This is a genomic window from Isoptericola nanjingensis, assembly GCF_050311635.1.
Lineage (GTDB): Bacteria > Actinomycetota > Actinomycetes > Actinomycetales > Cellulomonadaceae > Isoptericola > Isoptericola nanjingensis.
In genome coordinates, this window is the sequence record NZ_JBNOZL010000002.1 from 381,112 (window position 1) to 405,899 (window position 24,788).

Annotated in this window: 26 protein-coding genes; 17 read left to right on the forward strand and 9 right to left on the reverse strand. The window is 73.8% G+C overall.

Translation table 11 applies throughout. The annotated features are described in order from the left end of the window. Positions 1-11: 11 nt before the first annotated feature. From ACQP6G_RS04585 to ACQP6G_RS04605, 5 genes are all read right to left on the reverse strand, one after another. Complete coding sequence (locus ACQP6G_RS04585; protein ID WP_429763026.1) at positions 12-1,628, reverse strand: alpha-amylase family glycosyl hydrolase; 1,617 nt, start codon at positions 1,626-1,628, stop codon at positions 12-14. 66 nt (positions 1,629-1,694) lie between these two features. Further along, a complete protein-coding gene (locus ACQP6G_RS04590) occupies positions 1,695-2,429 on the reverse strand; it encodes a VIT1/CCC1 transporter family protein (protein WP_429763027.1) in 735 nt (244 codons plus the stop codon). A 72-nt stretch (positions 2,430-2,501) separates the two neighbouring features. Beyond that, entirely contained in the window at positions 2,502-3,419 is a 918-nt protein-coding gene (locus ACQP6G_RS04595; protein ID WP_429763028.1) for a cation diffusion facilitator family transporter, read from the reverse strand. Further along, positions 3,416-3,790 (reverse strand): ArsR/SmtB family transcription factor, encoded by a 375-nt coding sequence (locus ACQP6G_RS04600; protein ID WP_429763029.1) that lies wholly within the window; start codon positions 3,788-3,790, stop codon positions 3,416-3,418. The genes ACQP6G_RS04595 and ACQP6G_RS04600 overlap by 4 nt, the downstream gene beginning before the upstream one ends. 111 nt (positions 3,791-3,901) lie before the next feature. Then, positions 3,902-5,296: a glycoside hydrolase family protein gene (locus ACQP6G_RS04605; RefSeq protein ID WP_429763030.1), complete on the reverse strand. Its 1,395-nt coding sequence runs from the start codon at positions 5,294-5,296 to the stop codon at positions 3,902-3,904. Positions 5,297-5,603: 307 nt separating this feature from the next. Here ACQP6G_RS04605 and ACQP6G_RS04610 point away from each other — a divergent pair, with 307 nt between their 5' ends. The 5 genes from ACQP6G_RS04610 to ACQP6G_RS04630 all read left to right on the forward strand — a co-directional run bounded on the left by ACQP6G_RS04610 (position 5,604) and on the right by ACQP6G_RS04630 (position 11,570). Then, a complete protein-coding gene (locus ACQP6G_RS04610; RefSeq protein WP_429763031.1) occupies positions 5,604-6,665 on the forward strand; it encodes a LacI family DNA-binding transcriptional regulator in 1,062 nt (353 codons plus the stop codon). A 72-nt stretch (positions 6,666-6,737) separates the two neighbouring features. Next, positions 6,738-8,363 (forward strand): FAD-dependent oxidoreductase, encoded by a 1,626-nt coding sequence (locus ACQP6G_RS04615; protein WP_429763032.1) that lies wholly within the window; start codon positions 6,738-6,740, stop codon positions 8,361-8,363. Positions 8,364-8,409: 46 nt separating this feature from the next. Beyond that, positions 8,410-9,726, forward strand: a complete 1,317-nt coding sequence (locus tag ACQP6G_RS04620) for an ABC transporter substrate-binding protein (RefSeq protein ID WP_429763033.1) — start codon at positions 8,410-8,412, stop codon at positions 9,724-9,726. Position 9,727: 1 nt separating this feature from the next. Continuing rightward, positions 9,728-10,624: a carbohydrate ABC transporter permease gene (locus ACQP6G_RS04625; RefSeq protein WP_429763034.1), complete on the forward strand. Its 897-nt coding sequence runs from the start codon at positions 9,728-9,730 to the stop codon at positions 10,622-10,624. Further along, entirely contained in the window at positions 10,614-11,570 is a 957-nt protein-coding gene (locus tag ACQP6G_RS04630) for a carbohydrate ABC transporter permease (RefSeq protein ID WP_429763035.1), read from the forward strand. The genes ACQP6G_RS04625 and ACQP6G_RS04630 overlap by 11 nt, the downstream gene beginning before the upstream one ends. A 13-nt stretch (positions 11,571-11,583) precedes the next feature. Here ACQP6G_RS04630 and ACQP6G_RS04635 read toward each other — a convergent pair whose 3' ends face one another. After that, positions 11,584-12,522 (reverse strand): oxidoreductase, encoded by a 939-nt coding sequence (locus ACQP6G_RS04635; RefSeq protein WP_429763036.1) that lies wholly within the window; start codon positions 12,520-12,522, stop codon positions 11,584-11,586. A 96-nt stretch (positions 12,523-12,618) separates the two neighbouring features. On the opposite strand from ACQP6G_RS04635, the gene ACQP6G_RS04640 reads away from it, so the two are divergent. Then, the gene (locus tag ACQP6G_RS04640; RefSeq protein WP_429763037.1) at positions 12,619-13,275 is read left to right on the forward strand and encodes a DNA-binding response regulator; all 657 of its coding nucleotides are present in this window, start codon (positions 12,619-12,621) and stop codon (positions 13,273-13,275) included. Positions 13,276-13,282: 7 nt separating this feature from the next. Here ACQP6G_RS04640 and ACQP6G_RS04645 read toward each other — a convergent pair whose 3' ends face one another. The 3 genes from ACQP6G_RS04645 to ACQP6G_RS04655 all read right to left on the reverse strand — a co-directional run bounded on the left by ACQP6G_RS04645 (position 13,283) and on the right by ACQP6G_RS04655 (position 15,746). Then, entirely contained in the window at positions 13,283-13,864 is a 582-nt protein-coding gene (locus ACQP6G_RS04645) for a dihydrofolate reductase family protein (RefSeq protein WP_429763038.1), read from the reverse strand. 62 nt (positions 13,865-13,926) lie between these two features. Next, complete coding sequence (locus ACQP6G_RS04650) at positions 13,927-14,583, reverse strand: response regulator (RefSeq protein WP_429763039.1); 657 nt, start codon at positions 14,581-14,583, stop codon at positions 13,927-13,929. Then, positions 14,580-15,746: a sensor histidine kinase gene (locus ACQP6G_RS04655; protein ID WP_429763040.1), complete on the reverse strand. Its 1,167-nt coding sequence runs from the start codon at positions 15,744-15,746 to the stop codon at positions 14,580-14,582. Before ACQP6G_RS04655 ends, ACQP6G_RS04650 begins: the two co-directional genes overlap by 4 nt. A gap of 148 nt (positions 15,747-15,894) precedes the next feature. Between ACQP6G_RS04655 and ACQP6G_RS04660 the strand changes: the two genes are divergently transcribed. The 11 genes from ACQP6G_RS04660 (at position 15,895) to ACQP6G_RS04710 (ending at position 24,748) form a co-directional block, all read left to right on the forward strand. Beyond that, complete coding sequence (locus ACQP6G_RS04660; RefSeq protein ID WP_429763041.1) at positions 15,895-16,341, forward strand: hypothetical protein; 447 nt, start codon at positions 15,895-15,897, stop codon at positions 16,339-16,341. A gap of 53 nt (positions 16,342-16,394) precedes the next feature. Further along, on the forward strand, positions 16,395-17,966 hold the full coding sequence (locus ACQP6G_RS04665; RefSeq protein WP_429763042.1) for a multicopper oxidase family protein: 1,572 nt from the start codon (positions 16,395-16,397) through the stop codon (positions 17,964-17,966). Between the two features lie 51 nt (positions 17,967-18,017). Then, complete coding sequence (locus ACQP6G_RS04670; protein WP_429763043.1) at positions 18,018-18,590, forward strand: GNAT family N-acetyltransferase; 573 nt, start codon at positions 18,018-18,020, stop codon at positions 18,588-18,590. A 52-nt stretch (positions 18,591-18,642) separates the two neighbouring features. After that, on the forward strand, positions 18,643-19,089 hold the full coding sequence (locus ACQP6G_RS04675; RefSeq protein ID WP_429763044.1) for a helix-turn-helix transcriptional regulator: 447 nt from the start codon (positions 18,643-18,645) through the stop codon (positions 19,087-19,089). Between the two features lie 14 nt (positions 19,090-19,103). Then, complete coding sequence (locus tag ACQP6G_RS04680) at positions 19,104-19,514, forward strand: VOC family protein (RefSeq protein ID WP_429763216.1); 411 nt, start codon at positions 19,104-19,106, stop codon at positions 19,512-19,514. Between the two features lie 5 nt (positions 19,515-19,519). Next, positions 19,520-19,984 carry a nitroreductase/quinone reductase family protein gene (locus ACQP6G_RS04685; protein ID WP_429763045.1) on the forward strand — a complete coding sequence of 155 codons (465 nt, stop codon included), beginning with the start codon at positions 19,520-19,522 and terminating at the stop codon, positions 19,982-19,984. Between the two features lie 73 nt (positions 19,985-20,057). Continuing rightward, positions 20,058-20,501, forward strand: a complete 444-nt coding sequence (locus ACQP6G_RS04690; protein WP_429763046.1) for a YdeI/OmpD-associated family protein — start codon at positions 20,058-20,060, stop codon at positions 20,499-20,501. Between the two features lie 54 nt (positions 20,502-20,555). Further along, positions 20,556-21,137, forward strand: a complete 582-nt coding sequence (locus ACQP6G_RS04695) for an MOSC domain-containing protein (protein ID WP_429763047.1) — start codon at positions 20,556-20,558, stop codon at positions 21,135-21,137. A 53-nt stretch (positions 21,138-21,190) separates the two neighbouring features. Next, positions 21,191-23,605: an ATP-binding cassette domain-containing protein gene (locus ACQP6G_RS04700; RefSeq protein ID WP_429763048.1), complete on the forward strand. Its 2,415-nt coding sequence runs from the start codon at positions 21,191-21,193 to the stop codon at positions 23,603-23,605. A gap of 26 nt (positions 23,606-23,631) precedes the next feature. Beyond that, complete coding sequence (locus tag ACQP6G_RS04705; protein ID WP_429763049.1) at positions 23,632-24,411, forward strand: SDR family NAD(P)-dependent oxidoreductase; 780 nt, start codon at positions 23,632-23,634, stop codon at positions 24,409-24,411. A gap of 52 nt (positions 24,412-24,463) precedes the next feature. Further along, positions 24,464-24,748, forward strand: coding sequence for a hypothetical protein (locus ACQP6G_RS04710; RefSeq protein ID WP_429763050.1), 285 nt, complete (start codon positions 24,464-24,466; stop codon positions 24,746-24,748). The last annotated feature ends 40 nt before the right edge of the window (positions 24,749-24,788 follow it).

Genomic DNA, 24,788 nt, shown 5'->3' on the forward strand with positions numbered 1-24,788 from the left:
CACGGTCGAGCTCACGCGAGGTCGAGGACGGCGTACCCGTGCCCGTCGAGGTGCACGACGTCGCCGTCCCTGCTCAGGCCGCGCGCCTCGACCTCGCGGGCACCGGCCGCCCCGGGCACGGTGATCGACACGGACGCGCGGCCCGGGTTGAGCACGACGGCGAGCGTGCCGCCGCGCAGGTACGCGAACGGGTAGCCGGTGGCCAGCACGTCGACGTCGGCGGTGGCGTCGAGCCGCGGGTCCGAGGTGCGCAGGTGCGCCAGGCGGCGTACCAGGTGCAGCAGCGAGCCCTCGTCGTCGAGCTGGGCGGCCACGGTGGGGCGGTCCCGGTCCGGGTCCTGCGGCAGGTAGCACGACTCCGCCACGTCCGGCCCGAGCCGGCCGGGCGGCACGTCGCCCCACTGCATCGGGGTGCGCGAGCCCGCACGGTCGTAGGTGGGGTTGAGCCGGGAGCCCTCGAGCGTGGGGGTCTCGGGGACGAACCGCATGCCGATCTCGTCGCCGTAGTAGATCGACGGCATGGAGGGCCAGGTGAGGGTGAGGACGAGGGCCGCCCGCGCCTGCTCGGCATCGCGCGCCCCCGCGACGAGCCGCGTGAAGTCGTGGTTCGACGTCGGCAGGCCGGTGAGCCCGCCGCGCCCGGCCGCCGCGATGGCGCCCGTCGCCTCCTCCCAGGCGCGGACGAAGGTGCCCGCGTCGCCGCGTGCCTCGGCGTCGGCCCAGCTGGGCACGTCGCCCCACGACGGCTGCACCGTCCCTGCGCCGTTGTTCCACAGCGAGCGCAGCGGCAGGCCGTCGTCGTCGCCCCCGAACTGGAGGAAGAAGTCGGCGTGGAAGCCGGACGGCACGGAGACGCGCGGGTCGCCCCACTCGCTGATCAGCACGCGGCCGGGATAGGTGGCGTCGAGCCAGGCGCGGTTCTCGCGCCACAGGCGGCCGGTCTCGACCAGCCCAGGGTCGTCCTTGACGAGCGACGCCGCCATGTCGACGCGGAACCCGGCGACGCCGAGGTCGAACCAGTGCGCCATGATCTCGCGCAACGCGGCCCGGTTCGCCTGCGGACCCGCGGCGTCGACCGGGCTGCGCCACGGCTGGGCGGGGTCGGGCCGCGCGAACCCGAAGTTCAGCGCCGGCTGCACCGGGAAGAAGTTCGGCAGGTAGAACCCGCCGCGCCGGCCCGGGCCGGGCTCGAATCCGTCGACGGGGACGTCGCTCCACACGTACCGGTCGTCGTCGGGGTCGTCCGCGGACGCGGCGAACCAGGGGTGCTGGTCGGACGTGTGCCCGGCCACGAGATCGAGCAGCACGGCGATGCCGCGCCTGCCCGCCTCCTCGGTGAGCTCCGCCAGGTCGTCGTTGGTGCCGTACCGCGGCGCGATCGTCATGAAGTCCGCGACGTCGTACCCGGCGTCGGCGAACGGGGACACGAAGCACGGGTCGAGCCACACCGCGCCCACGCCGAGCCAGCGCAGGTAGTCGAGACGCGCCGTGATGCCGGCGAGGTCGCCGATCCCGTCGCCGTTCCCGTCGGCGAAGCTCTGCGGGTACAGCTGGTACAGGACGGTACGCCCGAGGCGCGGGGCGAGGTCGACGGCAGCGTGCGGGGACGTGGGGGAGTGGGTCGGCACCGAGGCTCCTGTGGATCGGGATCGGGATCGGGATCGGGATCGGGTCGGACGGGACAGCAGGCGGGGTCAGACGACGCCGGTCGTGCCGAGCAGCGACCCGAGGGCGAAGGTCACGCCGAGGGCCAGCGCGCCGCCGACGACGACGCGCGCGACGGACCGGCTGCGAGACGACCCGCCGATCCAGGCGGCGATCGAGCCGGCCGCGCCGAGGGCGGCGAGCACGACGACGAACGTGCCGGCGACCTTCCACGGCTCGGGGACGAGCAGCACGGCCAGCATCGGGAGCACGCCGCCGCACAGGAACGCGAGCAGCGACGCCCACGCGGCGTGCCACGGGCTGACGACGTCGCCGGGGTCGATGTTGAGCTCGGCGGACAGGTGGGCGCCGAGGGCGTCGTGGTGCGTGAGCTCGGTGGCGACCTGCCGCGCCGTGCCCTCGCTGAGGCCCTGCCGGCGGTAGAGGCCGACGAGCTCGTCGAACTCCTCGTCCGGCATGGTCGCGAGCTCGTGCTGCTCCTTGGCGATGAGCGCCTTCTCGCTGTCCGACTGGCTGGACACCGACACGTACTCGCCGAGCGCCATCGAGATCGCGCCGCCCACCAGGGCCGCGAGCCCGGCCGTGAGCACGGGCGCCCGCTCCGGCGTCGCGCCGGCGACGCCCACGACGACGGCGGCCACGGAGACGATGCCGTCGTTGGCGCCCAGCACGCCCGCCCGCAACCAGTTCAGCCGCTGGGCGAGGCCGCCGGCGTGCGGCTCGTCGGGATGGCCGGTCGGGTCGGTCTCGGTGCGCTCGGACATGTGCTCAGCACAGCATCGCTCGGTGGGTGCCGCCAGCACGACGCCCGACCGGGCACGGCACGGACCGCGGACTCAGGCGTGCGTGGGGTGCTCGTGCTCCGGGTGGGTGTCCGGCTCGACCTGGAAGGTGGAGTGCTCGACCGCGACGTCGAAGTGGGTGGCCACGCACTCCTGCAGCTCGTCGAGGATGCGGCCGGCGTGCCCGTCGGTGAAGCAGCCCGAGTCGACGACGACGTGCGCCGACAGGATCGGCAGGCCGGTGGCGATGAGGGAGGCGTGCACGTCGTGCACGTCGCGCACGTGGTCCACCTCCAGCAGGTGGGCACGCACCTCGTCGAGGTCCAGCCCGGGCGGGGTGGACTCCAGCAGCACCGACCCCGCGGCTCGCAGGAGCTTCACGGCGCGCGGCAGGATGAGCGCCCCGATGAGGAGTGCGGCGACGGCGTCGGCCCGCTGCCAGCCGGTGGTGGCGATGACGATCGCGGCGACGATGACGCCCACCGACCCCAGCGCGTCGTTGACGACCTCGAGGAAGGCGGCTCGCAGGTTGAGGTTCGCGTCGCGGCGGCCCGCGAGGACGGCCATCGACGCAAGGTTCCCGACCAGCCCGATGACGCCGAAGACGACGAGCTGCGTGGAGGGGATCTCCGGCGGGTCGGCGAGCCGCAGCACCGCCTCCACCAGCACGTACACGCCGACCACGAGCAGCACGGCCGCCTGCGCCAGCGCGGCCAGCACCTCCGCCCGCCGGTAGCCCCACGTGCGCTGCGGCGACGCCGGCCGCAGCGACAGGTGCGCGGCGAACAGGGCGAGCGCGAGGCCCCCGGCGTCGGTGAGCATGTGGGCGGTGTCGACCAGCAGCGCGAGGCTGCCGGTGAGCAGCGCCCCGACGGCCTGGGCGACCAGGATCGTGGCGGTGATGCCGAACGCGATCGCGAGCCGGCCCCGGTGGTCGGCGGCGCCGTGCGCGTGGTCGTGGTCGTGGCTCACGCGGCGTCCTCGGAGCCGGCGCGTCCGTGGGGCGTGCCCGGCGTCGCGCACGTGCAGTCCGGCCCGCAGCAGTCCGGGTCGACGACGAGCGCCAGCCGCAGCATGTCGCCGAGCGCGTGCGCGAGGTGCGGGTCGGACAGCCGGTACTCGGTGCGGCGCCCGTCCTGGCGGCCCACGACCAGGCCGCAGCCGCGCAAGCACGCGAGCTGGTTGCTCATCACCTGCTTGGAGACGCCGAGCGTGGCGGCCAGGTCGGACGGGTAGGCGGGGGCGTCGCGCAGCGCGAGCAGGATGCGCGCGCGGGTGCCGTCCGACAGCGCGTGCCCGAGCCGCGCCAGCGCCGCCGTGTGCGTGAGGGTCACCGTCTCCATGGGCGCGACGGTACATGCGGTCCTGTACCGATACCAGCGCCAACCATGCACCTGTGCACCTTCTGATGCGTCAGAAGGTGCACAGGTGCATGGCGAGCTCTCCAGGGTCGGTCAGTGGCCTCGGTCGTGCGGGACGGTGACGTCGACGGTGCAGCCCACCGCGCGGCCGAGCTCGTCGTGACCGGCGTACGTCAGCGTGTAGACGCGGTCACCGCCGCCCGCGCGCTCGGCACGCAGACTGCCGGAGACCGACGGCGTTCCCGGCACGAACCCGGACACGTCCCCGTCGCCGCCCCCGGAGACGTCGACGAGCTCGAACGCCCGCGGCCCCAGGACCCCGTCCCGGAGGTCGACTTCGACGGTCACGTCCACCAGCTTCCGGTTCGGCGGCCAGAGCACGGGCCGGTCGACGGTGCATTCCAGCTCTCGCGTCGGGACGGGCTCGTCCAGGGTGGCGACGGCATGGGCGATGGTGGCGGTCAACCGCCCGCCGGCCTCGTAGTACATGTGGGCGGTGCGGCCGTCGAAGTAGAAGGTCGGGGCCGCCGACCGCCCGCTGTCGGGGGCGTCGGCCATCGAGTCGTGGACCACGCCGAGGTGGATCTCCTGGTCGAAGTTCTTCCCCACATCCACCGCGTGCATGTTGCCGTCGCTCGCGTGGAAGACGACGAGGTTGCGGCCCTCCCAGCGCAGGAAGAACGGCCCCGAGGCGTTCGGCTCCTCGATGCCGCGTGGCGTCACGAGGGGCTCCGGCTGGATCTCCCAGCTGCGCGCGTCGTCGGACACGGCCCAGCGGATCCGTCGGGCGACGGGCCCGTCCTGGCCCGGCAGCGCGTTCGCCGGGTTGTCCATGAACAGCATCAGGTAGCGGTTCCCGTGCCCGGGCACCGACTGCTCGAAGACCTTCGCGTACGAGGTCTCCCGGCCGGTGGTGTCGTCGCTCTGGACGGCGGTCCCGCCGTAGTCGAAATGGATCCCGTCGTCCGAGGTGGCGTATCGGGTGATCGTGTTCTCGCCGTGGAAGTACAGGAACAACTTCTGCTCGCCCTCCACCCACAGGGCGTGCGGCGACGAGACGTGGCTGACCGCCTCGTAGTGCGGCGCCCAGCTGTTGCTGATCAGGGGGTTGCCGTCGTACTCGGTCCATGGCCCGTCGATCGAGTCGGAGTAGGCCAGGGCGATGCCGCCGGGCCGCTCGTGCGGGGCGTAGTACATGTAGTAGGTCCCCAGCGGCTCGGCGAAGTAGTCCGCCGCGCGGATGACGCTGGGGAAGATGAACTCGTTCGTCGGGTTGTAGGTCAGGTCGCTCTTGTCGAGAGCGGTCCCGACGTAGCCGAACTCCGGAAACGTGAACGGCTCGTCCGGGGCGCCCACCACCTCGGCGACGCCTGAACCGGTGCCGTCGTCGTGCGGGAGGGCATGACCTGCGTCGGCGCCGAGAGCGATGGCGGCGGCGAGGGCGAGGCCGGCGACCAGCCGGGCCCCTCTGACGGTTCTGGCGGACATGACGCGCACTCCTTCGTGGCGGGGATGTCGGTGACGGCGGCGCCGTCGTCGGCGACCGCACCGCTGCAGCCTTCGGCGCAGGACGGGCGCCGGTCAAGGAGCCTTATCGAACCCATGAGCAAGCCACCTGATAATGCGCCGCACCTGATCCCCGCGACGCCGGGACGCCCGGGATGCAGGGCCGCAGCGCGGTCATGGCCGTGATCGCACCGTCATTAATAATGCGCATCATCAGGTTGACCCCGGTTCGGCCGACGCCCAAGACTCCTGGCACATCACCGCCGACGTCCGAGCTCGAGGAGGAGCGTTGCCCCGTCGTCGCATCACGCAGGCCGACGTCGCCGCCATGGCCGGCGTCAGCCAGGCCACCGTGTCGTTCGTCCTCAACGACAGCAACCCGAGCGGGGTGCGGATCAGCGAGGAGACCCGGCAGCGGGTGCTCGACGCGATCCGCATCACCGGGTACTCGGCGAACCCCGCCGCGCAGCGCCTCGCGGGCGGGCTCACGCAGATCCTCGGCGTCTTCACCTACGAGGCGACGTTCCCCCAGGGCGGCCGCGACTTCTACGGCCCGTTCCTCGTCGGCATCGAGCACGCCGCCGAGAAGCTCGGCGTCGACATCCTGCTCTTCACCAGCGCCCGCGTGGAGGACGGCCGGCGGCGGCTGACCCGGGAGGGCTGGCAGCGGCTCGGCGTCGCCGACGGCTGCCTGCTCCTGGGGCAGCAGGAGGACCGAGGCGAGCTCCAGCACCTGCTCGACACGAACTACCCGTTCGTGTTCATCGGGAAGCGCGGCAGCGACGGTGGCCGCCTGCCCTACGTGGGCGTCGACTACGTGACGGCGACGAGCCGGCAGGTGGAGCGCCTGGCGGCGCTGGGCCACACGCGGATCGGCTATGTCGGGCCGCGGGGCACCGACCAGCCCACGCTCGACCGCGTCGAGGGGTACCGCCTGACCATGAAGCAGCACGGCCTCACGGCTCGGTTCGTGGAGCTGGACGACGTCGCGGCCGCGGCGGCGGAGATCGCCGACCAGCGCTTCACCGCCATCGTGGTCGCGCCGGAGAACTCACCGGAGGAGCTCGCCGACGAGCTCGAGCGCCGTGGCCTGCGCGTGCCCGACGACGTCTCCGTGCTGCTCCTCGGGCAGCCGCACCGACCACGCCCGGGCGGCCGCCCGTGGTCGGGGTTCTTCATCCCCCGCGAGGAGATGGGCGCCCGCGCCCTGCACCTGCTCTCGCGCCTCGTGGCGGCGGACGCCGGCCGGGCCGGCCGCCGCGGGGGCGCGCAGGTGCCCGACGACGAGCTGCGCCAGCTGCTCGACTGCGTGGACATCGACGGCGAGACCCTCGCGCCGCCGCCCGCCTGACGCGCGCCCCGGCACGACCCCCGCACGACCCCCAGCACCACCCACCGCACCACGACAGGACGGAAGCACCGCGTGACTCCCCAGGACATCCAGACCGACGTGCTCGTCGTCGGAGCCGGCCTCGGCGGCATCGCCGCCGCCCTCGCCGCGGCGGACCGCGGCGCGCGCGTGGTCCTCACCGAGGAGCACCCGTGGATCGGCGGCCAGCTCACGTCGCAGGGCGTGCCGCCGGACGAGAGCGCCTGGGTCGAGGACTTCGGCGTCACCGCGCGCTACCGGCGCCTCCGCGACGGCATCCGCGACGTGTACCGGCGGTCGTACCCGCTGACCGACGCCGCCCGGTCGTGGGACGCCCTCAACCCCGGCGCGGGCTGGGTGTCGAAGCTGTGCCACGAGCCGCGGGTGGCCCTCGGGGTGCTCGAGGAGATGCTGGCGCCCTGGCGGTCGTCCGGCCGGCTGACGCTGCTGGAGCGCGTGCGCCCGACGTCGGCCACCACCGACGGCGACCGCGTCACCTCGGTGACGCTCGGGTCCGTCGTGGGCGGCGGGCCCGTCACCGTCTCGGCCGCGCTCGTCGTCGACGCGACCGAGACGGGGGAGCTGCTGCCGCTGACGGGCACGGAGTACGTGACCGGCTTCGAGTCGAGCCGGGAGACCGGCGAGCCGAGCGCCCCGGACGAGGCGCAGCCGGACAACGTCCAGGCGCTGAGCGTCTGCTTCGCCGTCGAGCACGTCGACGGCGACCACACGATCGACCGGCCCGAGCGCTACGACTTCTGGAGCTCCTACCGGCCCGACGCCTGGAACGGGCGTCGCATGCTGTCGTGGGAGGCGCCCAACCCGCGCACCCTCGCGATGGACGTCCGGACGTTCACCCCCAACCCGGGGGACGACGCCCGCGCGGTCGCGGCCGACCAGTCGAAGAACCCCGGCGACGGCAACCTGTGGACGTTCCGCCGCATCGCCGCCCGCGACCTGTTCGCGCCCGGCCACTACGCGAGCGACCTGTGCCTGGTGAACTGGCCCAGCATCGACTACTTCCTCGCGCCCGTCCTCGACGTCCCGCGCGACGTCGAGGAGGCGCGGGTCGCCGACGCCCGCCAGCTCAGCCTCTCGATGCTCTACTGGATGCAGACCGAGGCGCCGCGGGCCGACGGCGGCACCGGCTTCCCCGGGCTGCGGCTGCGGCCCGACGTCATGGGCTCCGCGGACGGCCTCGCCCAGGCGGTGTACCACCGCGAGTCGCGCCGGATCCGCGCCGTCACGACCGTCACCGAGAACGACGTGTCGTACGCCGTGCGCGGCGACGCGGGCGCCACCCGCTACGACGACTCCGTCGGCGTGGGCATGTACCGGATCGACCTGCACCCCTCCACCGGCGGCGACACGTACATCGACGTGCCGTCCACCCCGTTCGAGATCCCGCTGGGCGCGCTGCTGCCGCAGCGTGTCACCAACCTGCTGGCCGCGAACAAGAACATCGGCACCACGCACATCACGAACGGCTGCTACCGGCTGCACCCCGTCGAGTGGAACATCGGCGAGGCGGCGGGCCACCTCGCCGCCCACTGCCTCGCGACGGGGCGCGCACCGCACGAGGTCCAGGCCAAGCCCGACCTCCTCGCCGACTACCAGGCCGAGCTCGTCTCGGCCGGCGTCGAGCTCCGCTGGCCCGCGGACCAGGTCCACCCGTACTGACCGTCGGCCCGAACCCGTCCTGAGCACTCAGTCCGAAGGAGCACTGATGAACCCCCGCACCGCCCGCCGCCCCCGCGCGGCCCTCGCCGCGACCGCCGCCGTCACGGCGCTGCTCGCCCTCACCGCCTGCGGCGGCGACGGGCAGGGTGTCGCCGGCGACCCGGAGACCCCCGACGAGCCCGTCGACCTGCGCATGACCGTCTGGACCGCCGACGAGAAGCAGCTCGCGATGTTCCAGGAGATCGCCGACGCCTACGTCGCCGAGAACCCGGACCTCGTGTCGAGCGTCTCCTTCGAGACGATCCCGTTCGAGGACTACACGACGGCGCTCACCACCCAGCTCGCCGGCGGGAACGCGCCCGACCTGGCGTGGATCTTCGAGAGCAACGCGCCGGAGTTCGTCTCCAGCGGGGCCCTCGTCGACGTCGCCCCGGTGCTCCAGGGCACCGAGGGGTACGAGTACGACGACCTGACGCCTAGCGCGCTCGAGCTGTGGAGCGAGGGCGACGGCCTGTTCGCGTACCCGTTCTCCAACAGCCCGTTCGCGATGTTCGTCAACACCGACCAGCTCGAGGCCGCCGGCCAGCCGAACCCGGCCGACCTCGTCGCCGACGGGACGTGGACCTTCGACGAGGCGCGCGACATCGCCGCGAAGACCGCCGCCGACTCGGGCAGGCAGGGGCTGGTCGTGCGCGACTTCGACTTCCAGTTCTGGGAGAACCTCGCCACCGTGTGGTCGGGGTGGAGCGCCGCCCCGTGGAGCGCGGACGGCACGCAGTGCACGTTCACCGACCCCGAGATGGTCGACGCGATGACGTGGATCCACGACGCGATCTTCGACGACGAGGCCATGCCCGGGCCGGGGACCACCGCCGACTTCTTCGCCGGCGACGCCGCGATGACGATCACGCAGATCAGCCGCGCGTCGTCGCTCGACGGCTCGTTCGACTGGGACGTCGTCCCGCTGCCCGCGGGGCCGTCGGGCAAGCAGAACGTCATCGGGCAGGCCGGCATCGGCGTCTTCGCCGCCGGCGCGCACCCGGACGTCGCCGCCGACTTCCTCGCGTACTTCACGAACCCCGACAACGCGAAGGAGCTGGCCGCGTACTTCCCGCCGCCGCGCGAGTCCCTGCTGAGCTCCGAGACGCTCGCCGCCGCCAACCCGCAGCTCAGCGAGGACCAGCTCCAGGCCGTCGTCGTCGAGGGCATCCAGGACGCCGTCACGAAGCCGGCGCACCAGAACTTCGCGAAGCTGCAGGAGACGGTGCGCTCCGAGCTCGACGCGATGTGGACGGCAGACGCGGACGTCGCCGGCGTGCTCGGCGACACCTGCGACGCGATCGCGCCGCTGCTGGAGGACTGACGTGTCCCTCACCACCGCCTCGGCACGCGCCCGCCGCGACTGGTGGGTCGGGTACGCCATGGTCTCCCCGGTCGTGCTCGGCGCCCTGCTGTTCGTCGTCGTGCCGCTCGGGATGGTGGCGTGGTACTCGCTGCACGAGTGGAACGTGCTGGCGAACACCTTCCAGTTCAGCGGCGCGGCGAACTACCAGCGGCTCGTCGAGGACCCGGGCCTGCACGACGCGCTGTGGGCGACGCTCTGGTTCTCGATCGGGCTGGTCGTGCTCAACATCGCGCTGGCGCTGCTCCTGGCCGTGCTGCTCGACCGGAAGCTCCCCGGCACCACGACGTTCCGTACGTTCTTCTTCTCGCCCGTCGTGGTCTCGCTCGTGGCCTGGACCATCGTCTGGAGCTTCCTGCTGCAGGCCGACGGCGGGATCAACGGATTCCTGTCGCTGCTCGGGGTCGAGGGGCCGAACTGGTTGCGGCAGCCGACCACGGCGATGCTCTCGGTGATCGTGGTGCAGGTCTTCAAGAACGTCGGCCTGAACATGATCCTGTTCCTCGCGGCCCTGCAGGGCGTGCCGGAGGAGCTGCAGGAGGCGGCCCGCCTCGACGGGGCCGGCGCCTGGCGCCGGTTCCGTTCGATCACCCTGCCGCTCATCAGCCCGACCATCCTGCTGGTCTCGATCATCACGATCGTCGGCTCGCTCGAGGTGTTCGCGCAGATCGACGTCCTCACCGGCGGCGGTCCCGGCAGCTCGACCACGGTGCTCGTCTACTACCTGTACCAGCAGGCGTTCCAGTTCAACGACTTCGGGTACGCCAGCGCGATCGCCGTCCTGCTCTTCGCCATCGTCCTCGTCCTCACCCTGCTGCAGTGGCAGTCGCGCAAGAAGTGGGTCTTCCATGAAGTCTGACGTGCTCACGGACCGTCCCGCGGCCGCCGGGCCGCCGTCGCCGGGCGGCTCCGGCGCGGCCGGCCCCACCGGCTCGGGCGCCCCGGCCGCCCCCGCCCGTCGTGACCGACGGCGGCGGCGACGCCGGAGCCGGTGGGTGCTCGTCGCGGTGCTGCTCGTGCTCAGCCTGCCGTTCGTGTTCCCCACCTGGTGGATGGCGACGTCGAGCCTCAAGCCGATGAGCGAGATCCTGCGGTCGGTGCCCACGCTCTGGCCGCAGGACCCGACCTTCGAGGCCTACGGGCGGGTGTTCGCCCTGCAGCCGTTCGCCGAGCAGTACTGGAACTCCCTGTACATCGCTGCGTTGGTCACCGGCGGCACGATGCTGGTGTCCGCGATGGCCGGGTATGCCTTCGCGCGCATCCGGTTCCCCGGGGCCAACGCGCTGTTTCTGCTCGTGCTGGTCGGGCTGCTCGTGCCGTCCGAGGTCACGATCGTGCCCCTGTTCCGGCTGGTGAACTCCGCCGGGCTGATCGACACGCACTGGCCGCTGATCGTGATCCCGGTGCTCGGCGCGCCGAGCGTGCTCGCCACGTTCATCATGCGGCAGTTCTTCCTGGGCCTGCCGCACGAGCTCGAGGAGGCGGGGCGTCTGGACGGGCTCGGCAGGTGGGGCTTGTTCTGGCGGGTGGCGATGCCGCTGTCCCGGTCGGCGCTCGCGGCCGTCGCGATCTTCACGTTCCTCAAGTCGTGGAACCTCTACCTGGAGCCCATCGTCTACCTGTCCTCCAAGGACCACTTCACGCTGCCGCAGGCTCTCACGCAGTACGTCGACGCCTACGGCGGGCCCATGTGGAACGTCCAGCTCGCCGCGACGACGCTCACCGTGCTGCCCGTGCTCGCGGTCTTCCTCGTGGCCCAGAAGCAGTTCGTCCAGGGGCTCGCGCACACCGGGCTCAAGGGCTGACCGGCCCGGCGGCTCAGGCGGTCGCCGGGGCGATCTCGTCGAGGACGGCGAGGTCGTCGTCGGTCAGCCGGAGCGCCGCGGCGGCGACGTTCTGCTCCAGGTGCGCGACGTCGCCCGTGCCCGGGATGGCGAGCACGTGCGGCCCGCGGTGCAGCGTCCACGCCAGCCGCACCTGGGCCGGCGTCGCGCCGTGCCGCGCCGCGACGTCGGCCACTTGCGCGGCGCCGGCGTCGTCCGCGGCCCGGGCGCCGGGGACGGCGCCGGCCATGGACGCGGCGACGGAGAAGAAGGGCACGAACGCGACGCCGCGCTCGGCGCACAGGTCCACGAGCGCGTCGTCGCCGCGGTACGTCAGGCCGTACCGGTTCTGCACGCACACGATCGGGGCGATCTCCAGCGCCTCGGTCAGCTGTTCGGGCAGCACGTTGGAGACGCCGATGTTCCGGACCAGGCCGGCGTCGCGGAGCTCGGCGAGCGCGCCGACGTGCTCGGCCACCGAGCCGGGCTCGGTCGTGAGGCCCGTGCCCCAGCGCAGGTTCACGACGTCGAGCTGGTCGAGGCCGAGCTGGCGGATGTTCTCCTCGACCTGGCCCCGCAGCTGGTCGGGCCGGGCGTAGGGCTCGAAGGCGCCGTCGCGGGACTGGGACGCGCCGATCTTCGTGGTGATCACCAGGTCGTCGGCGTAGGGCTGCAGCGCGGCCCCGATGAGCTCGTTCGCCGAGCGGGTGGGGAAGAAGTAGAAGGCGGCGGTGTCGATGTGGTTCACCCCGAGCTCGACGGCGCGGCGCAGCACGGCGACGGAGTCCTCGCGCGGCCGGACGGTCGCGGAGCCGAGGGTGCCGATCAGGCGCATGGCGCCGAAGCCGAGGCGGTTCACGGTGCGGTCGCCGAGCTGCCAGGTGCCGGCAGCGGCGGCGTCGGGGGTGGTGGGGGCGGTGAGGGAGGTCGTCATGTCGTCCAGCCTCGGCGCGGTCGGGGCGGGGGTCACGCGAGTGGCAGGTTGTTGCCGACCCTGGCAGCACCCTGCCGCCGGGTGCAGGATCGAGGCATGCAGACCGGAGAGGCCGTCACGGTCGTCCAGGGGGACGAGGAGCTGCTCGCCCGCACCGCGCACCTCTTCGCGCACGCGACGGAGATCTCTTGCGCCGCGAACGACCTCGGGACCTGGGTGGTGACCCACGGGCCGCAGCCGGTCGAGGACGCGGCGTCGGCCCGGCGCGACGACGTCCGCCTCCGCAAGGTGTACCGGCCGGGCGTGCTCCTGGACCCGGTGGCGGCGCGTGGGCTCGCGCGGGCGCGGGAGCTGCACGGTGCGCAGATCCGCATCACGACCGACGAGGTCAACGAGACCATCCTCTTCGACCGGCGCCTCGCGATCCTCGCCGGCGACGTCCGGGCGGGGCGGCGCAGCTACGGCATCGTCACGCAGCCCGAGGCGGTGGAGGGGGTCGCGTCCCTGTTCGAGGCCGTGTGGCGGTCCGCCGTCGACCTCGACGTCTTCGACGCCCGGATCGCCGAGATCCGCGCGATCGCCCCCCAGGTGCTCGACCTGCTCGGGCAGGGGGTCAAGGACGAGACCGCCGCCCGCGCCATGGGGATGGGCGTGCGCACCTACCGCCGCCGCGTCGCCGAGCTGCTGGCCGCGCTCGGCGCCACCTCGAGGTTCCAGGCGGGCGTGCGGGCGCGGGAGCTGGGCCTGGTCTGAGCCGTCGTCAGCCGTGCCGCGTCGGCACGTAGACGAGCTCCTGCGTGCGGCCGTCGAGCGTGCGCGTCTCCACGAGCTCGAGGTCGAAGTCCGCGGCGCCGCGGAACAGCGGGTCGACGCCGGTCTGCCCGGTGATCACGGGGAACAGCGTCACGCGCAGCTCGTCGACCAGGCCCGCGGCCATCAGCGCCCGGTTCAGCGAGAGGCTGCCGTGGGACCGGAGCGGCACGGGCGACTCCTGCTTGAGCCGGCCGACGACGTCGACCGCGTCGCCGGCGGCGACGGTCGCCCCGCCGGGCCAGTCGAGGGGGTCGCGCAGGGTGCTCGACACGACGGTCGCGGGGGTGCGGACCATGCGGGAGACCCACGGGTCGTGCACGTCGGAGTCCTCGGTGCTCGCGGCGAGCATCTGCATGAACGCCCGGTACGTGGTGGCCCCGAGGACCATCCGCTGCTCGGTGTCGAACAGGTGGAGCCGGTGCTCGAGCAGCTCGGGCCCCTGCTTGCCCCAGTAGCCGGTCCAGTCGCCGTGTGCGGCACCGAAACCGTCCAGGCTGGAGAAGACGTCGAACGTGTAGGTCGTGGCCATGGTCAGCTCCTCGGTCGGCGGGCCGCCTCAGTTCTTGAACATGACTGTACGACTTAGGCGATCTACGCGCCCGGGCGCACCAAGCCCGTCTCGTAGGCGAGCACGACGAGCGCGGCGCGGTCACGCGCGTCCAGCCGCGTGAGCAGCCGGCTCACGTACGTGCGCGCGGTGGCGGGGCTCAGGTACAGGTCGCGGGCGATCTCGTCGTTGGTGAGGCCGCGCCCCACCAGGGTGAGCACCTCCCGCTCGCGCTCGGTGAGACCGGCGACGGCGGCGTCGTCGAGCCGGCGCGGCGCGTCGGCGACGGCGCGCATCGCCGCGGCCGTGACGGCGGGGGACAGCAGCGAGTCGCCGGCGGCCACGGTGCGGATCGCGCCGCGCAGGTCGCCGGGGGAGACGTCCTTGAGCAGGTAGCCCGCCGCGCCCGCGCGGATGGCCTCGACCACGTGCTCGTCCTCGTCGAACGTGGTGAGCACGAGGACGCGGACGTCGCGCAGCGCCGGGTCCGCGACGACCGCCCGCGTCGCCTCGATGCCGTCCATGCCGGGCATCCGCACGTCCATGAGCACGACGTCGGGCCGCAGCTCGCGCACCCGCGCCAGGCCGGAGCGGCCGTCGGCCGCCTCGCCGACGACCGCGATGTCGCCGTCGAGCTCCGCCAGCGGGCGCAGCCCCGCGCGCACCAGCTCCTGGTCGTCGACCAGCACGATCCGGATCATGGCTCCAGCCTCGCCGGGAGGTCCGCGACGACGGCGAACCCGCCGCCGGGCGCGTCGCCCGCGGTGAGCGTGCCGCCCAGCAGGCCCGCGCGCTCGCGCATCCCCGCGACCCCGGTACCCGGCCCGGCGCCGGCCGCCGACCCGCGGCCGTCGTCGGTCACGCTGAGGCGCAGCCGCCCGTCGTCGACGTCCGCCTCGACCCGCACGTGCCGGGCGTCCGCGTGCCGCAGCACGTTGGTCAGTGCCTCCTGGGCGATGCGGTAGGCGGCGGCGTCGATCGCGTCGCTGAGCGCGCCGGGCGCGACGGCGTCGACCACCTCGACGTCGACGCCGGTCGCCCGCAGCGGCGCGACGAGGCCGTCGAGGCCCGCCAGGCCGAGGGCCCCGCGAGGCGCGGCGTCGGGCGCGCGCTCGCGCAGCACCTTCACCGTGGCCCGCAGCTCGTCGAGGGTGCCCGACGCCGCCTCCCGGACGCGGGCGAGCGCGTCGCGCGCCGCGTCGTCGTCCCGCCCGACCGCCTCGTCCGCGACGCCGGCGTGCAGCGCGACGACCGACAGGTGGTGGCCGACGGTGTCGTGCAGGTCGCGGGCGATCCGCAGCCGCTCGGCCTGCAGCCGCTCCTGCGCGGCGTGCGCCGCCTGCTCGGCCGTGAGCTCGCGGACCAGGGCGGCGCGCTCGCGGGCCTCCCGCGCCAGCCGGACGGCGACGCCGAGCGCGACCGCCGCCGCCGTCAGCGCGACGTTGGTGACCAGGTCGTAGGCCGTGAGCGCGGCGCTCGGGTCGACGTCGTCGCCGGTGACGCGGAACCAGGTGGCGACCGCGACGAGCACGCCGCCGGTGCCCGCCGCCCACCCGGCGCGCCCCCGCTCCGCCGCCGCGAACAGCGCGGCGACGGCGGGCAGCACCATGCCGATGGGCGCGAAGCCGAGGGCGTAGTAGGCGCAGACGCCGAGGAACGTGAGCACGAGCATCGTGCGCGGGGCGACGCGGCGCAGCAGCACCAGCGCGCCGAACCCCGCCGCGAACAGGTAGGCCGCCGCGCCGGCGTCGCCCTGGCCCGACGGGTCGGCCGCGATGACGACCGCGACGACGAGCGTCGACGCGAGCGCCAGGACGACGTCGGCCACCCACGGGCTCGGCGGCGTCGTCGCGGACGTGGTCATGCCCGCCAGGCTAGGCGCCACCCCCGGAGGGTGCCGAACAGGCGGAGGGATGCTCCGGGTCGGTCAGGGTCGCTGTCGCTCCGGGGCGACAACAGGAGACGCTCGCGGGCCGATGTGTCGCCCCTGCCCTGGCGGGAAGGGTCGAGGCATGACCTCGAACCAGCCTTCTCCCCAGCCCCGTCCACAGCCGTGGGCGCCGTCCTCGACGACCACTCCGACGCGCGCCGGCATCTCCTGGCCGCTCGTCGCCGGGCTCGCGTCGATGGCGCTCCTCTGGCCGCTCACCGGGCTCACCGGCATCGGCGGCACGGGCGCGCCGCGCGCGCTCGGCATCGTCGCCCTCACCGCCGTCGTGTGGATCGGCGTCGTCGGGTTCGGCCGCGTGCCCCGGCCGGTGCTCACCCTGACGATGACCGGCCTCGCGTCCGGCGTCGTCATCCTGCTCGTCTCGACGCTGATCGGCGGCGTGGGCCCGGGTGGCGAGGGCGCGGCCGCGTGGACGGCGGTCCCGGCGCTCGCGATGGACGCCGGCTGGGGCGCGCTCGCCGGCGTCGTCGCGCTCGGCGTCCAGAAGTCCCGGGGCGGCGCCCGATGACGATGCGCCCGACACCGACACCGACACCGGCACGACGACCGACGCGCCGCGCGGTGCTGCGCGCCACGGCGCTCGCCGCCGTCGTCCCCCTGCTGGCCGCCGGGTGCGGCGCGATCCCCGGTTCGGTGACGTCGGTGGACGAGCCGGAGTTCGCCCGCCCGCTGCCGATCCCGCCGCTCGCGGAGTCCGAGGTGGTGGGCGGCGTGCGCACCTTCCGCCTCACCGCGCAGGAGGGCACGACCGAGCTGCTGCCCGGCACCCGGACCCCGACGTGGGGCTACGACGGCCCGTACCTCGGACCCACGCTGCGGGCGGAGCGGGGCGAGCAGGTCGCCGTCGAGGTGACCAACGACCTCCCGGAGACCACCAGCGTGCACTGGCACGGGATGCACCTGCCCGCGGCGATGGACGGCGGCCCGCACCAGGCGGTCGAGCCGGGCGCCACGTGGCGGCCGACGTGGACGATCGACCAGCCCGCCGCGACGCTCTGGTACCACCCGCACCCGCACGGCGAGACCGAGAAGCACGTCTACCGCGGCCTCGCGGGGCTCTTCCTGCTCGACGACGACGCGTCGCGCGCCGCCGACCTGCCGCGGGAGTACGGCGTCGACGACGTCCCGGTGGTCGTGCAGGACAAGGTGATCGGCGACGACGGACGGCTCGTCCTGAAGGACGACGGCGGCGAGCCGGGCACGCTCGGCAGCACGGTCGTGACGAACGGGGTCGCCGGCGCGTACCAGCGCGTCACGACCGAGCGGGTGCGGCTGCGGCTGCTCAACGGGTCGACGGCGCGCACGTACGCCCTGGGCTTCGCCGACCGGGGGATGGACCTCGTCGCCACGGACGGCGGGCTGCTGGACGCGCCCGTGCGTCTGGACCACGTGCGCCTCGCGCCGGGGGAGCGGGCCGAGGTGGTGGTCGCGATGCAGCCGGGCGAGACGACGCGGCTGCACTCGTCCGAGGCGGACCTGGGCGGCGTCGCGGCGCCGTTCGCGATGGGCGGCAACGACGCGTTCGACGTGCTGGAGCTGCGCGCGGCGGACGAGCTCGCGACGTCGCCGGAGCCGTCGTGGGGGCGCTCGCGGCACGCGGCCGAGGACGCGCTGCACGAGGAGCACGCGACCGTCACCCGCACGTTCGACCTCGACGAGCGCACGATCAACGGCGAGCGCATGGACGCCGGCCGCGTCGACGAGGTCGCGACCGTCGGCAGCACCGAGGTGTGGGAGGTGCGCAACACCATCCCGATGCCGCACAGCTTCCACGTGCACGACGTGCAGTTCCGGGTCCTCACGATCGACGGGGAGGCCCCGCCGCCCGGGCTCGCCGGCCCGAAGGACACCGTCTACCTGGAGCCGCGCCGCACCTACCGGCTGCTGATGCGGTTCGAGGACTACACGGACGACGTGCTGCCGTACATGTACCACTGCCACATGCTGCTGCACGAGGACGAGGGGATGATGGGCCAGCTCCTCGTCGTCGAGCCGGGGTCCGACGCGCGGCCGGGGCCGTCGGAGGCGCTGTCGCGGCGCGACGTCGGGCACGACGCCGGCCACGACGCCTCGGGTCCCGTGGTGGGCGACGGGTACGGCCCGCGCCGATCCACGGCCGGGCATCACGGCTGACCTGTGGGAAGGGTGCTGGCACGCGGGGCGGCGGGCTGCCAGGATCGCCGGGTGCCCACCCTGCTGCCCGTGACGTTCGCGCCCTTCACCGACCCCGAGCAGCCGGTGCTCGACGTGCCCGCTGCGGGCGCGCGCCTGCGCCCCTGGCGCCCGGAGGACGCCCCGGCGGTGCGCGAGGTGTACGCCGACGAGGTGATCCAGCGGTGGCACGTGCGCGTCCTGGAGTCGGACGACGAGGCGCGCGAGGTGATCGCCGGCTGGCGCGCGGGCTGGGCGGACGGGCGCGAGTCGAGCTGGGCGGTGGCGGACGCCGCGGACGACGTCGTCGTGCTCGGGCGCATGGTCGTCAAGACGTTCGACCCGCACGGCGTGGGCGTCGTCGCGTACTGGACGGCCCCGGCGGCGCGGGGTCGGGGGGTCGCGCCGGCCGCGCTCGACGTCGCCGCCGCGTGGGCGTTCGCCGCTGGCTTCCACCGCCTCGAGCTGGTGCACTCCACGGACAACGCGCCGTCGTGCCGTGTGGCCGAGAAGGCGGGCTTCGAGGCCGAGGGCGTGCTGCGGCAGTCCGTGCGGCACCTCGACGGGTGGCACGACATGCACGTGCACGCCCGGGTGGCGGGCTGACGCCCGCGGCGGACGTCGGGCGGGCGTGGGTGGGTCGTGGAAGCATCGCACCGTGACCAGCACCGACGCCGACCGGCTGCGTGACCTCGCGCTGCTGCGGCGCGTGCGCGACCGGATGGACCGGGAGTTCGCGCAGCCGCTGGACGTGGAGGCCCTGGCCCGCGGCGTGCACATGTCGGCGGGGCACCTGAGCCGGCAGTTCAAGGCCGCGTTCGGGGAGTCGCCGTACAGCTACCTCATGACGCGGCGCATCGAGCGGGCGATGACGCTGCTGCGCCGGGGCGACCTGAGCGTCACCGAGGTGTGCTTCGAGGTGGGGTCGTCGTCGCTCGGCACGTTCAGCACGCGGTTCACGGAGCTGGTGGGGATGGCGCCCAGCGAGTACGCGCGGCGGGCCCGGTCCTCGGCGGCGGGGGAGCTGCCGTCGTGCGTCACGAAGCAGGCGACCCGACCGGTCAGGAATCGAGAAGCGCCGGCCGTGGACCTCCACCTAGCGTGAATTCCATGAGCGACATCGACATCACCATCCACACGACCTTCCTTCCGCACACCGACCCGGAGGCCTCCCTGGGCTTCTACCGCGACCTGCTCGGCTTCGAGCTGGTCCAGGACGTCGGGCAGGGCGAGATGCGCTGGCTGACGTTCGTCTCGCCGGCCCAGCCTGAGACCCGCCTCGTGCTCAACCCGCCCGCCGCCGACCCCGGCATCACCGAGGACGAGCAGCGCACCATCCGCGAGCTCATGGCCAAGGGCAGCTACCAGTCGATCATCCTGGGCACCAAGGACCTCGACGGCGTCTTCGCCAAGCTCCAGGCCGCCGACGCCGAGGTGGTCTCCGAGCCCACCGAGCAGCCGTGGGGCGTGCGCGACTGCGCGTTCCGCGACCCCGCGGGCAACATGGTCCGCATCGACCAGGTCGGGTGAGCGTCGTGACCCAGCAGACGACGAAGCGCCCGAAGGGCACCCCCGGACCGTTCTCCCTGTGGGTCCAGCGGCAGGCCAACGCGAGCACCGCCAAGAAGATCCGCCGCAAGGGCGGGCAGATGATGGGCATGGACCTGCTGGTCCTGCACACCGTCGGCCGCCGCACGGGCGAGGCGCGGGAGAACCCGCTGGCCTGGTTCGACGACGGCGCGGGCGGCCGGCTCGTGGTCGCGTCGGGGGGCGGCACGCGCCACCCCGGCTGGTTCGCGAACCTCGTCGCGCACCCGGAGCAGGTCGCGGTCGAGCTGCACGGCACCGGCACCACGCCGGTGACGGCGCACGTCCTCGACGACGCCGAGCGCGCCCGGGTGTGGCCGGCGATCGCCGCGGCCGCGCCGACCATCGACAAGCACCAGAGCAAGAGCGACCGCCAGTACCCGGTCGTCCGCCTCGTCCCGGCCGGCGCCTGAGGTGTGCGTCCCCGGGATCCCGCGCCTCACCCGGACGACGGCCGTCCGCGCGGACGGCAGCGAAGGAGTGGCCATGAGGTTCCGTGCGACCGTCGAGCCCGCCGAGACGATGAAGGGCCTCGAGGTGCCGCCGGAGGTCGTCGAGGCTCTCGGCGGCGGCGCCCGACCGCCGGTGACGATCACCGTGAACGGCCACACGTGGCGCAGCCGGGTCGCGATCATGCGGGGCCGGCACCTGCTGGGGCTGAGCCGGGCGAACCGGGAGGCCGCGGGCCTCGAGGTCGGCGCCGAGGTGGAGGTCGAGCTGGCGCTCAACACCGAGCCGCGCGTCGTCGTCGAGCCCGACGACCTCGCCCGGGCGCTCGACGCCGACCCCGTCGCCCGTACGGCGTACGATTCCCTTCCGCCGGGCCGCCGTCGCCGCCTCGTGCTCGACGTCGACGGGGCCAAGCAGGCCTCGACACGCGCCCGCCGCATCGACAAGGCTCTTGCCGAGCTGCACGCGCCCGCTGGTTGAGCTGCCGCAACCAGGTCTCGACAGGCTCGACCGCCGACTTCCAGGAGGATCCCAGTGACCGTCACGGACCCCTCGACCCTCACCCCGTCGTCCGGCACCACGGCGAGCGTCGTCGCGGTGCACGCGAGCGCCGTCCACGGCTTCAGCAAGCCGGCCCTCGACCAGGTGGTCCTCGTCGAGGGGGTGGGGGTCGAGGGCGACGCGCACGCCGGGGTCACCGTGCAGCACCGCAGCAGGGTCGCCGCGGACCCGTCGCAGCCGAACCTCCGCCAGGTGCACCTCATCCACGGCGAGCTCTTCGACCGGCTCGCCGCCGCCGGCCACGACGTGGCGCCGGGGGACCTGGGGGAGAATTTCACCACCCGCGGGATCGACCTGCTGGCGCTGCCCGTGGGCACCCGGCTGACGATCGGCGACGCCGTCGTGACCGTCACCGGCCTGCGCAACCCCTGCCAGCAGATCAACGACTTCCAGCCGGGACTGCTCAAGCAGCTGCTGCACCGCGGGGCCGACGGCGAGGTCGAGCGGCTCGCCGGGGTCATGGGCATCGTCTCGCGGGGCGGCACGGTCCGGCCCGGGGACGCGGTCGACGTCGAGCTGCCGGCGCCGCCCCACCTGCCCCTCACCCGCGTGTGAGCCTGCCCGCCCCCCACCGGCGTCCCCGCCACCACGATCGAAGGAGCACCGCCGTGACCGCCACCGAGTCCCGCGCCGAGTCCCGCGCCGGGTCCCCCGCCGCGACGTCGTCGCACACCGCCGACGCGCACGACGTCATCCGCGTGCAGGGCGCACGCGAGAACAACCTGCGCGACGTGGACGTCGAGATCCCCAAGCGCCGCCTCTCCGTGTTCACGGGGGTGTCGGGCTCGGGCAAGAGCTCGCTGGTGTTCGCGACCATCGCCGCCGAGTCGCGGCGCCTCATCGACGAGACGTACTCGACGTTCGTGCAGGGGTTCATGCCGTCGCTGCCGCGCCCTGACGTGGACGTCCTGGAGGGCATCACCACCGCGATCCTCGTGGACCAGGAGCGCATGGGCGCCAACGTGCGGTCCACGGTCGGCACCGTCACCGACGCGAACGCCATGCTGCGCAACCTGTTCAGCCGCGTGGGCGAGCCGTACGTCGGCCCGCCCACGGCGTTCTCGTTCAACATCCCGACGTCGACGGCGAGCGGGGTGTTCAGCACCGGCAAGGCCGGGGGCGAGGTCGAGAAGAAGGTCGTGCGCAACCAGGTGTACCTGGGCGGCATGTGCCCCGAGTGCGAGGGCCGCGGCACCGTCTCCGACCTCGACCTGTCCGTCATCGTCGACGAGTCGCTGTCCCTGCGCGACGGCGCGATCCTCGTGCCCGGCTACAAGGCCGACGGCTGGATGGTGAAGGGTTTCTCGGAGTCGGGGTTCGTCGACGGCGACAAGCCGGTGCGCGACTACACGGAGGCCGAGCGGCACGACTTTCTCTACCGGGAGAAGGGCAAGGTCAAGGCCCTCGGGATGAACATGACGTACCAGGGCCTCATCCCCAAGCTGCGCGAGTCGATGTTCAGCAAGGCGCCCGAGTCGCTGCAGCCGCACCTCCGCGCGTTCGTCGAGCGGGCCGCGGTGTTCGTGCCCTGCCCGGAGTGCGACGGCACCCGGCTCAACGAGTCCGCCCGGTCGGCGAAGGTCAACGGCGCGGGCATCGCGGACGTGTGCCGGATGCAGATCACCGACGCCGCCGAGTGGGCGCGGGGGATCGACGACCCGGGCGTCGCGCCGCTGGTCGGGGCCCTGCTGCACCTGTTCGACAAGTTCGTCGAGATCGGGCTGGGCTATCTGTCGCTGGAGCGGCCGGCGGGCACCCTGTCGGGCGGCGAGGCGCAGCGCACCAAGATGATCCGGCACCTCGGGTCCGCGCTCACCGACGTCACGTACGTCTTCGACGAGCCGACCGTCGGTCTGCACCCGCACGACATCGAGCGGATGAACGACCTGCTCCTGGAGCTGCGCGACAAGGGCAACACCGTGCTCGTCGTCGAGCACAAGCCGGAGGCGATCGCGATCGCCGACCACGTGATCGACCTCGGCCCCGGCGCCGGGACCGACGGCGGCACGATCTGCTTCGAGGGCACGCTGGAGGGGCTGCGCGCGAGCGGCACCCTCACCGGCCGCCACCTGGACGACCGCGTCACCGTCAAGGAGTCCGTCCGGGAGCCGTCCGGCGCGCTCGAGATCCGCGGCGCCTCCCAGAACAACCTGCGCGACGTCGACGTCGACGTCCCGACCGGCGTCCTCACCGTCGTCACGGGCGTCGCGGGCTCCGGCAAGAGCTCGCTGATCCACGGCAACCTCGCCGGTCGCGAGGGCGTCGTCGTCGTCGACCAGGGCGCGATCAAGGGCTCGCGCCGCTCCAACCCGGCCACGTACACCGGGCTGCTGGAGCCGATCCGCAAGGCGTTCGCGAAGGCGAACGGCGTGAAGCCGGCCCTGTTCAGCGCGAACTCCGAGGGCGCGTGCCCCACCTGCAAGGGCAACGGCCGCATCTACACGGAGCTCGGCTTCATGGAGACGGTCGAGACACCGTGCGAGGACTGCGGCGGCAGGCGGTTCATGGCGTCGGTGCTGGAGTACACGCTCGGCGGCAAGAACATCGCCGAGGTCTTCGACCTGTCGGTCGCGCAGGCGCACGCCTTCTTCCGCGAGGGTGAGGCGAAGATCCCCGCGGCGCACAAGATCCTCGCCCACCTGGAGGACGTCGGGCTCGGCTACGTGAAGCTCGGCCAGCCCCTCAACACCCTGTCCGGCGGCGAGCGGCAGCGGCTCAAGCTCGCCATGCACATGGGCGAGAAGGGCGGCACGTACATCCTCGACGAGCCCACCACCGGCCTGCACCTGGCCGACGTGGCGAACCTGCTGGGCCTGCTGGACCGGCTCGTGGACGATGGCAGGACGGTGATCGTCATCGAGCACCACCAGGCCGTCATGGCGCACGCCGACTGGATCATCGACCTCGGGCCGGGCGCCGGGCACGACGGCGGCACGGTCGTCTTCGAGGGCACGCCCGCCGACCTCGTGGCCGCCCGCTCCACCGTGACCGGCGAGCACCTCGCGGACTACGTCGGCGCCTGATGCGGGACGGCGGGCGGGGGAGAGCGATGGACCGCTTCGCGGGGCGCGTCGCGCTCGTGACGGGGGCCGCCCACGGGATCGGTGCGGCCGTCGTCCGGCGGCTCTCCGCCGAGGGCGCGGCCGTCGTGCTGGCCGACGTCGACACGGCCGCGGCCGAAGAAACGGCGGCCGCCCTGGAGGCCGTCGCGCGTGAGCGCGCGCTCGTCGTGGCCTGCGACCTCACCGACCGGGCGTCGGTCGAGGCGGCGACGGAGACCGCCGTCGCCCGGCACGGCCGCCTGGACGCGGTCGTCAACGTCGCGGGCGGCGCGCTGCCGCACCCGGACCAGCTCGACGGCGGCACCGACGCGGACTGGGCGGCCACGGTGGACCTCAACCTCGCGGGGCCGGCGCGCGTGGTGCGCGCCGCCGCGCCGCACCTGGCCCGGCCGGGCGGCGCCGTCGTGCTGGTCGGGTCGGTCAACGGGCTCGCGGCGTTCGGCGGCGACGCCTACTCGGCCGCGAAGGCGGGCCTGGGGGTGCTGGCGAAGAACCTCGCCGTACGGCTCGGGCCGGACGGCGTGCGCGTCAACGTGGTCGCGCCGGGCACCGTCCGCACCCGCGTCTGGGACGACCAGGGCGGCCCCGACCGGCTCGCGCCGATGTACCCGCTGGGCCGCGTCGGCGAGCCGGAGGACGTCGCCGCCGCCGTCGCCTTCCTGGCGTCCGACGACGCCGCGTGGATCACGGGCGCCACCCTGCCCGTGGACGGCGGCGTGCTCGCCGGGCCGCTCGCCGCGTTCGCCCGACTCGCCGACGGGACCTGAGGGGCGCGCGCTATCGTGACGGGACGGCCCGAGGCCCACGAGGGGAGGCGGCATGGGTGACGCCCTGCTCGTGCTCGCGCGCGACGTCTCGTGGTCGCTCGCCGTCCTGCTCGGCACGCCGACGCTGACGACCCTGCTCCTCCTGGTCGGCGCCGCCGGCCTCGCCGCGATGGCACTGAGCTTCGTGGCGCGCGCGACGGCGATCGGCCCGCGGCTGGTGCCCGTGACCGCGCCCGTCGTGCGGCGCGCCGCCGGGGCCCCACCGCTCGTCACCCAGAGCGATCCCCACGCGCCCGGCCGCCCCCGGCCGCGCGCCCCCGGCGTCCTCGCCGACTGAGCATCCCTCGGGCCACCCCCTGACCGTCCCCGCCGGGACG